This is a genomic window from Paenibacillus sp. LjRoot56, from assembly GCF_964253335.1.
GTDB classification, from domain to species: Bacteria; Bacillota; Bacilli; order Paenibacillales; family NBRC-103111; genus Paenibacillus_E; species Paenibacillus_E allorhizoplanae.
In genome coordinates, this window is record NZ_CAXURV020000005.1 from 218,374 (window position 1) to 231,850 (window position 13,477).

Annotated in this window: 11 protein-coding genes; all 11 read left to right on the forward strand. The window is 46.6% G+C overall.

What is annotated here, in order from left to right:
• Nucleotides 1–55 precede the first annotated feature (55 nt).
• Nucleotides 56–922, forward strand: coding sequence for a carbohydrate ABC transporter permease (locus ACSQ8O_RS32995; RefSeq protein WP_420851889.1), 867 nt, complete (start codon nt 56–58; stop codon nt 920–922).
• Nucleotides 919–1,743: a carbohydrate ABC transporter permease gene (locus ACSQ8O_RS33000; RefSeq protein ID WP_436245147.1), complete on the forward strand. Its 825-nt coding sequence runs from the start codon at nt 919–921 to the stop codon at nt 1,741–1,743. Before ACSQ8O_RS32995 ends, ACSQ8O_RS33000 begins: the two co-directional genes overlap by 4 nt.
• Nucleotides 1,744–1,795: 52 nt before the next feature.
• Nucleotides 1,796–4,846 carry a glycoside hydrolase family 2 TIM barrel-domain containing protein gene (locus ACSQ8O_RS33005; protein WP_436245148.1) on the forward strand — a complete coding sequence of 1,017 codons (3,051 nt, stop codon included), beginning with the start codon at nt 1,796–1,798 and terminating at the stop codon, nt 4,844–4,846.
• A 179-nt stretch (nt 4,847–5,025) separates the two neighbouring features.
• On the forward strand, nt 5,026–6,639 hold the full coding sequence (locus tag ACSQ8O_RS33010; protein ID WP_436245149.1) for a response regulator: 1,614 nt from the start codon (nt 5,026–5,028) through the stop codon (nt 6,637–6,639).
• A complete protein-coding gene (locus ACSQ8O_RS33015; protein ID WP_436245150.1) occupies nt 6,636–8,429 on the forward strand; it encodes a cache domain-containing sensor histidine kinase in 1,794 nt (597 codons plus the stop codon). Before ACSQ8O_RS33010 ends, ACSQ8O_RS33015 begins: the two co-directional genes overlap by 4 nt.
• Nucleotides 8,430–8,445: 16 nt before the next feature.
• Entirely contained in the window at nt 8,446–9,426 is a 981-nt protein-coding gene (locus tag ACSQ8O_RS33020) for a substrate-binding domain-containing protein (protein ID WP_436245151.1), read from the forward strand.
• 160 nt (nt 9,427–9,586) lie between these two features.
• A complete protein-coding gene (locus tag ACSQ8O_RS33025) occupies nt 9,587–10,486 on the forward strand; it encodes a hypothetical protein (protein WP_436245152.1) in 900 nt (299 codons plus the stop codon).
• Nucleotides 10,483–10,875 (forward strand): DUF3905 domain-containing protein, encoded by a 393-nt coding sequence (locus ACSQ8O_RS33030; protein WP_436245153.1) that lies wholly within the window; start codon nt 10,483–10,485, stop codon nt 10,873–10,875. The genes ACSQ8O_RS33025 and ACSQ8O_RS33030 overlap by 4 nt, the downstream gene beginning before the upstream one ends.
• A 129-nt stretch (nt 10,876–11,004) precedes the next feature.
• Entirely contained in the window at nt 11,005–11,442 is a 438-nt protein-coding gene (locus ACSQ8O_RS33035) for a BrxA/BrxB family bacilliredoxin (protein ID WP_236288159.1), read from the forward strand.
• A 651-nt stretch (nt 11,443–12,093) separates the two neighbouring features.
• The gene (gene nadE, locus ACSQ8O_RS33040; protein ID WP_056617478.1) at nt 12,094–12,903 is read left to right on the forward strand and encodes an ammonia-dependent NAD(+) synthetase; all 810 of its coding nucleotides are present in this window, start codon (nt 12,094–12,096) and stop codon (nt 12,901–12,903) included.
• A 190-nt stretch (nt 12,904–13,093) separates the two neighbouring features.
• Complete coding sequence (locus ACSQ8O_RS33045; RefSeq protein ID WP_063795619.1) at nt 13,094–13,426, forward strand: BlaI/MecI/CopY family transcriptional regulator; 333 nt, start codon at nt 13,094–13,096, stop codon at nt 13,424–13,426.
• Nucleotides 13,427–13,477 lie beyond the last annotated feature (51 nt).

Genomic DNA, 13,477 nt, shown 5'->3' on the forward strand with positions numbered 1-13,477 from the left:
GTTTCGATTTTTCATCGTAAATAATGGAAGGATTTGAAATCTAATGAACTACTCGATGCGTAGCCGTGCAAAGCTTACGGGATGGCTGTTTATCGCTATTGCCGTATTGATGATATGTTTGTTTTACTTTTATCCCATGATTCAGGCATTGCTGCTTTCTTTTAAAACAGGCGCGGGTGCTAATCTACATTTCAACGGGATCAGCAACTATAAGCGGCTCTTTAGCGATAAGACTTTCATTACTGCCGTAAAGAATACGTTTATTTATTTGATTATCCAGGTGCCGGTCATGATCATTCTGTCAATGATGATTTCCGTTTTGTTAAATGATAGCAAGCTTCGTTTTAAAGGGTTTTTCCGTACAGCTATTTTCTTGCCGTGCGTAACTTCACTTGTTGCCTACTCCGTTGTTTTCAAATATTTGTTTGGTAACGATGGTTTGATCAATATGGCTTTAATTAAGATTCACTTGATTTCACAGCCCATCGCATGGATTTCCGATCCTTTCTGGGCGAAAATTACGATTATCCTTGCCATTACATGGCGCTGGACAGGATATAATATGATTTTTTTCCTTTCCTCTTTGCAAAACATTGATAGCTCTATTTATGAAGCAGCTCGTATTGACGGAGCCTCTGCGTTCAAACAGTTTTTCTTTATTACGTTCCCAATGCTTAAGCCTATTGTTCTCTTCACGTCCATTACCTCGACGATTGGTACGCTGCAATTGTTCGATGAGATTATGAATATTACGAAGGGTGGCCCAGGTAATTCTACCCTCTCCATATCGCAGTACATCTACAATCTTTCTTTCAAATACACACCTGATTTTGGCTATGCAGCAACAGTTTCCTATTCGGTTGTGGTCATGATCATTGTGTTATCTGTCCTTCAAATCAAATTGGCAGGTGATAAAAAATGATAGGATTAAGACGTACAATCATCTATGTCTTCCTTTTTGCTGTGGCGCTTATCTCCATTTTTCCATTCATATGGATGGTCATTAGTTCCACGAATCTATCTGTGGACGTTACACAGGGCAGAATGTTACCAGGATCGCATTTCATGGACAACTTCCACAAATTAACCAAGTCAATCAATCTCGTTCCTGCACTTTGGAATTCCTTGAGGATCTCATTATCTACAACCATCTTGGCTTTAGTCGTTGCTTCGCTGGCAGGCTATGCCTTCGAAATCTATCGGAGCAAAGCCAAGGATATCGTGTTCAATATCCTGCTTGTCTCCATGATGATTCCATTCGCGGCGTTGATGGTTCCGCTTTACCAAATGTTTTCGAGTCTATCTCGCGCGGTTCCATTTATCGGGATTAACACCATGAACGCGGTTGTCCTTCCGACATTTACGACAGCGTTTCTCATTTTCTTCTTCCGTCAAAGCACAAAAATGTTCGCGAAGGAGCTTCTGGAAGCTGGGCGTATCGATGGCTTGACGGAATTAGGGTTGTTTTTCCGTGTGTATATGCCGACCATGAAAACAACGTATTCAGCTGCCGCTATCATTACTTTTATGTCTAGCTGGAACAACTACTTGTGGCCGCTTATTGTCTTGCAAACACCGGAGAAACGAACAATTCCTTTGTTGATTTCCAATTTGGGTTCTAGTTATTCACCGGATTTTGGGGTTATCATGACCGCTATTGTGATCTCAACATTGCCGACAGCACTTGTCTTTTTCTTGATGCAAAAGCAATTTGTCGCTGGAATGGTTGGTTCTGTAAAATAGTGTGTAATTCGAGACCCCTTCGTGGGTCTTATTTTTTGGGAGGCATAGATAAATGAAACATTCGGTACCGAGCCTTGATTGGCTTCAAGATGTACGGGTATTCAAAGTGAACCGGTTGGAAGCCCATTCGGATCATCGTTATTATCATTCAATGGCGTCTGCGGAGGCTGGCGCACCGATGGACATGCGGCATAGCTTGAACGGGCGCTGGCAGTTTAGTTACGCGGTTAACCCCGCAAGCCGCGTGCAGTCTTTTTATCAAATGGATTATAACTGCGCAGCTTGGGAGCATATCCAAGTGCCTGGTCATATCCAGCTGCAAGGCTGGGGTCAGCCACAATATGTTAACACGATGTATCCATGGGACGGTGTTGAAGCACTTCGTCCTCCTCATATTTCGCAAGAGCATAATCCAGTTGGCAGCTATGTGAAAAATTTCGAATTGCCGAATACGATGGTTGGCAAGCCCGTCTATATTTCGTTTCAAGGCGTTGAATCGGCTTTCTATGTTTGGCTTAATGGTGAATTTATCGGTTACAGCGAAGATAGCTTTACGCCTGCCGAGTTTGACTTAACGCCTCATATTCGTGAAGGCGAGAACAAACTGGCCGTAGAAGTTTATCAGCGGAGCACAGGAAGCTGGCTGGAAGATCAGGATTTCTGGCGGATGTCGGGTATTTTCCGCGAGGTGTATTTGTACACCGTACCTAAAGTCCATGTGTGGGATATGCGTGTGAAGGCAGATTTGGATGATGCGTATGAGCAAGGGCTGCTTGAGATTGAGCTCAAGCTTCGCAATGAGCATACGGCATCCGTTCGCGCTAAGCTTGAACTGAAGGATGCTGAAGGGCAAATCTGCCTGACAGAAGAAGGTGAATTCCGCGGAGGCAACCTATCTTTCAACCTTGCTGCAGGTACTGTTCAGCCTTGGAGTGCGGAAAGCCCATATCTATATGCCGCGTGTATCTCGATCTATGATGAGAGCGGCAATGTAGTTGAAGCCATCGTTCAGAAGGTTGGGTTCCGCCGGTTTGAAATGAAGGACAAGCTAATGTGCATCAATGGGAAACGTATTGTTTTCAAAGGTGTCAATCGCCATGAGTTTAACAGCCGCAGCGGACGTGCGATTACGAAGCAGGATATGCTGTGGGATATTCAGACGTTGAAGCGCAGTAACATTAATGCCGTTCGTACGTCTCACTATCCTAACCAAACGCTTTGGTATGAGCTATGTGATGAGTACGGGGTCTATGTTATTGATGAGATGAATTTAGAGACACACGGTTCATGGCAAAAGATGGGCGCAGTTGAGCCTTCCTGGAACATTCCAGGTAACGATATGGGGTGGCAAGATATTGTCATGGATCGTGCGATTTCGATGGTGGAGCGGGATAAGAATCATCCTTCGATTCTCATTTGGTCATGCGGTAATGAGTCGTATGCCGGGCAAGTGATTCTCAATGTGTCTAACTATTTCCGTGAAACAGATCCTACACGACTTGTTCATTACGAAGGTGTATTCTACGATCGCAATTATGATGCGACCAGCGATATGGAAAGCCGGATGTATGCGAAGCCAGCGGATATTGAAGCGTATCTCAACAGCGAGCCGAATAAACCATACATTAGCTGTGAATACATGCACGCAATGGGGAATTCCGTCGGAGGCCTGCATAAGTATACAGAGCTTGAGAACAAATATCCGATGTATCAAGGCGGCTTTATTTGGGATTATATCGATCAAGCAATTGTGAAAAAAGACCGAAATGGCCGTGAGTTTTTGGCATACGGCGGTGATTTCAAAGATCGTCCAACCGATTACAGCTTCTGCGGTAATGGTCTCGTCTTTGCCGATCGTCAAATCACACCTAAAATGCAGGAAGTTAAATTCCTTTATCAGAATATTAAGCTGGAACCAACGAGAACTCATATTAACATCGTGAATGAGAATTTATTTGCGAACACAGATGATTTGGTACTTGTGTACCGTCTGTTCCATGAGGGGAAAGAGATTGGCGCTGGGCAAGCGAATATCGAAGTCGAAGCTCAGAGTGAATTCAGTCTGCCAATTGAATTGCCGGATGTAGAAGGAACACCTGGTGAGTACTGCATTCAGGCTTCTTTAGTTCTAAGAGAAGCTACGCTGTGGGCTGATGCTGGATTTGAGACTACGTTTGGCGAAACGACGTTTGTGGTTGGGGCAAGCCGTCAGGTTGAGCAGCCTTCTGGCGAAGTCGTTGTCGTTGAGGGCGATGTTAATATGAGCGTGACAGGCAAAGGCTTTATCGCTATTTTCTCGAAACAAGTCGGATCACTCGTTTCGTTGAAATACGAAGGTCGCGAAATGATAGCTACGCCGCCTGTTCCATTGTTCTGGCGTGCTACCACGGATAATGACAAAGGAACTGCAATGAGTTTCACTGCTGGAGCTTGGTATGCCGCTAGTCTGGCTCGCAAATGCGTCAATTGGGAGCTTAGCCAAGAAAAAGGTTCAGCAACTGTCGTTTTCGATTACAAATTCAGCATTAACACGGAAGTGTCTGTTCGAATTGCGTACACGGTATTAGCGAATGGAAATGTTCGCGTGAATACACATTACAAGGGTGCCGCGGGTCTGCCGAATTTGCCGATACTTGCTGTATCATTCAAGATGTCAGCAGATTATAGTCAATCCGAGTGGTATGCGATGGGACCTGAAGAAAATTATATCGACCGCAATTTCGGTGCACGTTTGTGCGTATTTAGTCGTCCGGTGAATCAATTGCCTACGCCTTATCTGGTTCCACAGGAATCGGGTAACCGTACGGGCGTACGCCGTGTGAATGTGACGGATTTGGCTGGTATTGGCCTGTCGATTCAGTCAGATCCAGTTGCACCTGTAGAGTGCAACTTGTCTCCGTATACGGCATTTGAACTCGAGCATGCTGATCATGCCTTTGAGCTTCCGGAAGTTCATTATACCGTTGTGACTGTTGCAGGCAAACAAATGGGTGTTGGCGGGGACGACAGCTGGGGTGCACCTGTTCATGAAGAATATCAGATTCCAGCGGATCAAGAGATCCAGTTTGAGTTCTTCTTGTCTAGTCATAACGTACCTTCATAAGTATTGTAGAAGTAATCGGTTCTCGAAAATAATCATACAAGCGATAGGGGCTGTAAACATGCAGCCTCTTTTGCGCGTTTGTCAGCGCATCGACTAAGGAGTATGCATTGCCAGTTACTGGGACTGCTGTGTACAATACACATAGAGCCTAATTCGATGTAGCCAGAGGTGAACGGACCATGTACACAATCATCATGATAGATGATGAGGATGAAGTCAGAGAAGGCATCAAGAAGAAGACGAACTGGGAAGCTTGCGGCTTCCAGCTTGTCGGCGATTACGATAATGGCCGTGACGCCTACGAAGCGGTTGAGCGGCTGCAGCCAGACGTCGTTATCACCGACATTAATATGCCGTTCATGGACGGACTTCAGCTCACGGAGCGGATTGTCGCCAAGTACCGTACGATTAAAGTCGTCATTGTAACCGGTTACGAGGATTTTGACTATGCCAAGCAAGCGATTAAGTTGAAGGTAAAGGACTATTTGCTGAAGCCGATCAATAGCGCAGAATTCACGGAATTTCTGCAGAAGCTATGCCTCGAGCTGGATGAGGAGCGCAAGCAGCACGAGGACATCACGTTCCTTCGCCACCAATTCCAAGAGAGTATGCCCTTGCTGCGCGAGCGGTTTTTGGAACGGTTGGTCACATCCGGCATGCGGCAAGACGAGATCGAGCGAAAGCTTCCAATGTTCGGTCTGCACTTAGAGGGTGCCGGACATACTGTCCTAGCACTCGACATAGATGACTTTGGCAGGGAGCTGTACAGCGACCAAGTGGCGGAAGAGGAGCTGCTGCGATTTGCGGCTTATAATATTTTGCATGAAATTGTAGAGAAGGAGCATGGCGGTACGGTTTTTCGGACTCGTGATGATAAGCTTGTCGGTCTCGTTTCAGGCAGGGAGAACCAAGTCGAGGTCATCGGTCAGACGCTTGCCGAGCAAGCAAGATACAGTATAGAGAAATATTTGGGCATGACCGTCACAGTAGGCATTAGCCGCATGTACAAGGGACTGCAGGAGCTGCCGAAGGCTTTTCAAGAAGCGCTTGCTGCATTGGATTACCGCTTTATGTTAGGGAATAATCGCATCATCGCTATTGGAGATATGGAGTTCGGGAGCAGCCAAGATAACTCGAGCTATTTACGTACAGAGAAGAGATTGATCGCAGCGATCAAAACAGGTGAAAAGACTGCCATCACGAACACCCTGCACGAGTGGATCGACGATTTGAAGAAGTCAGCGTGTCCCATGGAATCTTGCTACGGCAAGCTCCACAAACTGCTCGTCGCCCTGATGAATGCTGGGGTGGAGACGGGGGTGGATGATGGAGATGTGCTTGGCGATCATTCGTTCATGGAACTCTACACACGCAAGACATTAGATGATGTGCGGCTGTGGTTAGAGGGCATTTGTTTAGCGTTCGTAGATCGGCTTGCAGAGAAACGTACGCATGTGTCAGGGGCGCAGTTGGAGTCGGCTGTTGCCTATATTCATGAGCATTATGCCGATGAGCAGCTTTCGCTGCAGCAGGTGTGCAATCATATCTATATGAGCATGAGCTATTTCAGCGCGTTATTTAAGCCGTATACGGGGGAGACTTTCATTGAGTATGTGACCCGATACCGGTTAGATAAAGCCAAAGAAATGCTAGCCACCACGCAACTCAAAACATATGAACTTGCAGCGAAGGTAGGTTATGGTGATCCGCAATATTTTAGTGTTATTTTCAAAAGACATACAGGTATGACCCCGAAGGAGTTCAGAGCCGTCAACAAGGCTGGGCTCTTATGAGAAGTCTACTTCGATCTTTTCAATTCAAAAGCATTCATACGAAGTTCGCGTTGGCCTTTTCTTGTTTAATTTTATGTACAACCGTCATTCTCAGCTATAGCGCCTATCGGCTCTCGACAGTCGCCGTAACGGATGCCTCGCTGACCTATACGAACCAACTGCTTGAGCAAGTGAATAAGAATATCCAAACTTATATTGGCAATATGGAGAGCATTTCTACGCTTTCTTTGAGCAATACGGACCTGAAGCAATATCTCTCTATGAAAAATCCGCAGGATACGGAAGCGCAGCAGTTGAAGCGTCAGATCAGCAGCTATTTCAGCACAATCGTTGCTTCGCGAAATGATATCGCTTCCATTGTGTTCATCGGTTCGAATGGTGCTGTTGTATCGGATCGGGTGTCACCTGAATTTAAGTCTTACGCCGAGTTGATTTCACAGGAATGGTACACCAAAGCGAGCAGGAGCAAGGGAGATATCGTCATTTCCTCCTCCCATGTGCAGCATGTGTATCAAAATGAATATAAATGGGTTGTTTCGATCTCGAAGCAGATGCCAAGTCCGCAGCCAGGTGGCGCAAGCGGGGTGCTGCTCGTTGACCTGAACTTTAACCTCATTAATGATTTGTGCAATCAAATTCAGTTGGGTCAGCGAGGGTACGTATTCATACTCGAAAAGAGCGGCGATCTCATTTATCATCCTCAGCAGCAGCTGCTGTATTCGGGCTTGAAGTCGGAGGATATCCGTGCATTGATGCAGGCCAAGGATAGTACGTTCGAAACGGTGGTGACGGATGAAAATAAGATCTATACCGTGCGAACAACGAGCTTTGGCTGGAAAATGGTCGGCGTAACCTATGCCGGTGACCTCAGTGGGAACAAAAAAGAGATGCAGCTGACCTCCGCCATGTGGGGAGGAATTGCGCTTATTATTGCGCTGGCGATTTCGATTTGGCTGTCGATCACGTTGACCAAACCGATTAAACAACTCGAAGTTCACATGAAGCAGGTAGAGAAGGGGAACTTCGATATCCGGGTCGATGTGGAAGGCGCGAATGAGATTAGCAAGCTGTCACGGACGTTCAATCTGATGATTAGCAAAATCAAAGAGCTGATGAGCCAGACGGTACTAGATCAAGAGGTCAAACGAATTAGCGAGCTGAAGGCCTTGCAGGCGCAGATTCAGCCTCATTTTTTATACAATACACTGGATTCGATTATTTGGATGGCCGAGATGGGGAAAGTCGATGATGTCGTGACGATGACTTCTGCCTTGTCCAAGCTGCTGCGTTCGAGCATTAGCAAAGGGGAGGAACTCGTTCCTATTCGTGTGGAATTGGCTCATATTGAGAACTATTTAACGATACAAAATATCCGTTACCGCAATAAATTCACGTACGACATCGAGGTGGATGCGGATCTATTGGAAGATCGTAGTTTGAAAATCGTGCTGCAGCCGCTCGTGGAAAACGCGATCTATCATGGCATGAAGCATTTGGCAGAAAGCGGGCATATCCGTATTACCGGGCGGAAGTCGGACGGTGTCATCGAGCTTAAGGTTATGGATAACGGCGTTGGCATGAGCGAGGAGCAGTTGAAGGCTTTAAGACTGAAAACGACGCATCAATCACAATCAGGTAAAGGGTTCGGTTTGCTTAATGTGAATCACCGCATTCAGCTGTACTTTGGAGAGCTGTACGGGTTGCAATTCGAAAGCGAACTCGAAGAGGGTACGACAGTCACGATTACGTTTCCTGAAATGCCGCCCGTTCAGGGTCAAAGTGAAGGTTAGAAGTGAGGTGTTTTTTTTGAAAATTAGAGTGAGTGCTGTTGTGATTATGCTTGCCGCTGCCGTTATTCTGATCACGGGATTTCTAGTCTTCGCTAACCAATTGGGTGCCAAGAACAATTCAATTATTGTGATCCCCAAGACGATTGATCCACATGTGGAATTCTGGCAGGTGTTGAATCAAGGCGTATTTGCAGCCGCGAAAGAGTATAATGCAGAGATTAAGATCGTGGGAACTGCTTCGGAATCACAAATCGAGGAACAGATTAAACTTGTGGAACAAGCCATAGTGGAGAAGCCGAAGGCGATTATCCTGGCGGCAACGGATTACAATCGGCTAGTTCCTGTTGCTCGGCGTGCGATAGATGCAGGGATTACGCTGATCACGGTCGATTCAGGTCTTGCGGGAGGCGTATCGGAGAGCTTTATTGCAACGGATAATTACGCGGCAGGGCGCAAAGCTGTGGAAACGATGAAGGGTTATGTGCAAGGGCCAGCAACGTACGCAATCGTTAGCTTTGTGAAAACCTCGACCACCCAGATGGATCGCGAAAACGGGGTGCGGGATAGCTTGAACAGTGATGCTTCCGTTAAGCTGCTAGATTCGTTGTATAGTAACGGATCTGAAGACAAGGCGTATGAGCAAACGATGGAACTTCTCAGGGAGCACTCGGAAATCAAAGGCATTTTTGGTTTGAATGAGGTTTCGACTATTGGCGCCGGGAGGGCCCTGAAGGAGATGGACCCTGGGCGAACGATAAAGCTTGTCGGCTTCGACAGCTCAATGAATGAAATTTCCTTCCTTGAGGCTGGGATTTTGCAAGCAACGGTCGTGCAGAAGCCTTTTAACATGGGATATCTCGCTGTCAAAACGGCACTCCAAGCGCATCGCGGCGAAACGGTCAAACGCGTGATGGATACGGGTTCCGAGGTCATCACCAAGGATAACATGTATACGAACGAGAATCAGAAGCTGTTGTTTCCTTTTGTCGGGAAATAGGATGGAGACAAAGAACTCTGGAGATCGTTCATCAGTAAGTTCGAGGGATTTTGACAAACGTTCACGCTCTTCTGCAAAATTTCCCAGGAAATAGTAAGCGTTTTGTCGAAAGTTAAGCACATTAATGTTATGTTTAGGTAAAAAGAGTCGGAGGTCACCTATGCCTGAAGTGGTACAAATTGGCCCGCTGCAATTGCAGGGGCAGTTAGTCGCGTTGTTGTTGGCTTGTGTGCTCGGGTTTTGGCTGATGCGACGTGTAGTGCGGCAATGGAATCGGATAGAGTTGGAAGTGTCTGATACAGATCGGGGAGCCGTAAAGGGTATGGATGATCTGATTTTGAATAGTGTCTTGATCGTGTTCTTTACTTGGCGATTGGGTAGTCTGTTGACACAGCCATCCCTGCTATGGGAGAGCCCGATGAAGCTGCTTTTGACAGCAGGCTCTAGGATGGAGATCGTAGTAGGCATCGTACTAGCGTACATCTACTTAACGTATCAGGTGCGTAAGCATGGTATTGCTTGGCGAGTTTTACTGGATATGCTCGCGATTGGTGCTGCGTCAGCTGTATTCCTATATGCGGCTTTGACGCCTTCATTCGGGCTGCCAACCCAATTGCCCTGGGGAATTGGCGTGGAAGGTACGGTATCGAGATTTCATCCCCATCATGCGTACCTAGCGATCTTATTGGTGCCTTTACTGGTGTGGCAGCAGCTGTGGACAGTTCGTTCGACAACGGTTCTAGGAACAGGCAAGCTGCTGAAGATTACCTTGTTCTATGGTGGTGCAGCGGGGATGGTTGAGAGCTTTTTTGCTTTAGCGGAGCCTACCGCGTTGTATCTCACCCCTGGACAGTTACTGAATCTACTCATGCTGATTATTGGAATGAATCTCCCTATTTTGTCACATACTACGGGCAGAAGGGAGTTGATGGATATGAGTCAGAATGATTCCAAAACGCAAATCCAGCAAGAACAGCAAAATCAACAGCGTGATAAAAAACCTGCAAGTAAAGAGGGCTATGATAAAAAATTGGATGGCCCCAACCGCCCATCCACATGAGTCAAGATCAGAAGAAATCAGCCGCCTCTTCGAAGGACCAGAGTGAGCTAGATCCTTTTGAGATCGATTTTCTGCCGCAGTTTGAGCAAGGGCGAGGTCCGCGTGCGCCATTCGTGAACGAGTATGGCGTGACCATCGGCGATCATGATTATGAATCCGAGAACTCCCCTCTGGAGCAATGGACGTCGGATACGAACCCCGAAGTCATGGCAGGCGACCAGTGGGTGCATCCCTTTAAGGATGTTGGTTTCCAAAGCGCAGAGAATCGCGAACTATTTGAAGAAGGCATCAAGCCGCAAAGTGGTATTTTCACCCATCCGGATAAAAATGTTGCCTACGAACCGGGTCAAGATATCGAGAATGATAAGGATGATAAAGCGGAAGCCTAAACAGCTTTCGCTTTATTTCTATTTTTATCAAGCGACATTGGACTTTGCTTTCACCGCTAACGGATGTATAATATAAGTTATAGTCATTACGTTTTAAGAGTAACTATTAAATCCTAAGGGGTGGCACATATGGCAATGTCTTTTGATTCATACATGAAAGATATGGTTAAACCGATGAGAGAAGATTTGACTCGTCTGGGAATTACGGAGCTTCTGACTCCTGAGCAAGTTGAGGAAGCAATTGAGAAATCCAAGGATGGCACGATGCTGCTTGTCGTGAATTCCGTTTGTGGCTGTGCAGCTGGTCAATGTCGTCCAGGTGTTGCGAAAGCTCTTCAAAACGAAACTGTACCAACTTACACATACACCGTGTTCGCTGGTCAAGAGAAGGATGCTACGGCAAAAGCGCGTGAGTACTTGGCACCATACCCGCCATCATCCCCATCCATCGCGTTGTTCAAGAATGGTGAGCTAGCTCACTTCATTCAACGTCACCAAATCGAAGATCGTTCCGCAGACATGATCGCTGGCGATTTGATTGGTGCTTTTGAACAATATTGCAAATAATAATTGTTAGGCATATAGGCCCTACCTGCCAATGAGCAGGTGGGCTTTTTTCTTTTTGGTGTGCCCAGAGGCACGTAGGGTGTAGATAGTCGAAAAAATCGACTAACGTGAGTGAAAAGGGCCCCCACGAGTGTAGATAGTCGAGAAAATCGACTAACGTGAGTGAAAAGGCGCCCCCACGAGTGTAGATAGTCGAAAAAATCGACTAACGTGAGTGAAAAAGGCGCCCCCACGGGTGTAGATAGTCGAAAAAATCGACTAACGTGAGTGAAAAGGCGCCCCCACGGGTGTAGATAGTCGAAAAAATCGACTAACGTGAGTGAAAAGGCGTCCCCACGGGTGTAGATAGTCGAAAAAATCGACTAACGCGAGGAAAAGGGCGCCATCACGGGTGTAGATAGTCGAAAAAATCGACTAACGTGAGTGAAAAGGCGCCATCACGGGTGTAGATAGTCGAAAAAATCGACTATCGCGAGGAAAATGGCGCCATCACGGGTGTAGATAGTCGAAAAAATCGACTAACGCGAGTGAACCAGCATGGCCATTTTTCTCACTGTTGTGGATTACACTTTGAAATTTGGGAGCCGAAAGTCTATACTAGATCTCAAAGAAGGCATCATTCCAAAATTTAGATAAAAGGTGGAGAGTTGCATGAGTTTACAAGCTGAAATTATCGCAAAGCTCGGCGTTAAACCTGAAATTGATATTGATGAAGAGATTCGCAAACGTGTGGATTTCCTGAAAAATTACGTGCTTGGCGCGCACGCGAACGGTCTGCTGATCGCGATTAGCGGCGGTATCGACAGCGCGGTAGCAGCAGGACTGTGTAAGCAAGCTACAGACGAGCTAACAGCGGAAAAAGGCAAAGAATACAAAACCGTCGGCGTGTTCCAGCCTTATGGCCAACAAGTCGATATCGAAGATAGCTACGCGGTGGCGAAAGCCTTCGATTTGAAATACCAAATCGAGAACAATATCGAAGAATCCGTCGACGAGATTGCGATCGAAGTCGAATACGGGCTCAAGCACATCGGCGTTCACCAGCATGTGAGCCGCGGCGGCAAAGGCAACATCAAGGCACGGACGCGCATGGTGATGCAGTATGCCTTGGCTTTTGAGCTAGGCTTGATCGTCGTGGGCACGGATCATGCCTCCGAAGCGGTCACCGGCTTCTATACGAAGTACGGCGACGGCGCAGTCGACATTACACCGCTGAGCACGCTGAACAAGCGTCAAGTGCGTTCGCTTGCGGCGAAGATCGGTGTACCGCAAAGCGTGTTAGACAAGGCTCCTACAGCGGGCCTTTGGGATGGCCAAACCGACGAGGACGAGCTAGGCATCACCTACGGTGATAACAGCGACTACCTCGAAGGTAAGCAAATTGATCCAGCGATTCAAGAAAAGCTGGAGAAGCAATATGTGAAAACCGAGCACAAGCGTGTTCCGATTCCAGGTATTTAGTTATTAGGGTTCAGAGACTATCCATGTTAAACATGGATAGTTTTTTTCTTTTTCTATTTCTTAAACTACGCAGCTTGACATCGCTGGATTACAACTGTAATATTCAAGTTGTATTACAGTTGTAATCCAACCGAAAGGAGGAAACGATGTGAAGACGGTCCCTCATATTACGGATGCCGAATGGGAAGTTATGAAGGTACTCTGGAACGAATCACCACGCACAGCCAATGAAGTTATTGATGCCATGCAGGAGCGGACAGAGTGGAAGCCCAAAACGATTCGAACGTTATTGAACAGGTTAGCACAGAAACAGGCAATCTCGTTTACACAAGAGAACAGAGTGTATGCTTATTTCCCTTTGGTCTCTGAGGGCGAGTGTGTGAAGTCGGAGACGCAATCTTTTCTGAAAAGAATTTATGGCGGGGCTTTTAAGCCAATGCTTGTTAATTTTTTGAAAGAGGAGCAGTTGTCGGAGGAAGACATCAAAGAGTTAAGAGAGATGCTTGACGGTAAAAACAAATGACAAGTGCTCCAGCAAGGTTCCACTTCTAGGAAAGAAGGGAGGGATGAAGGT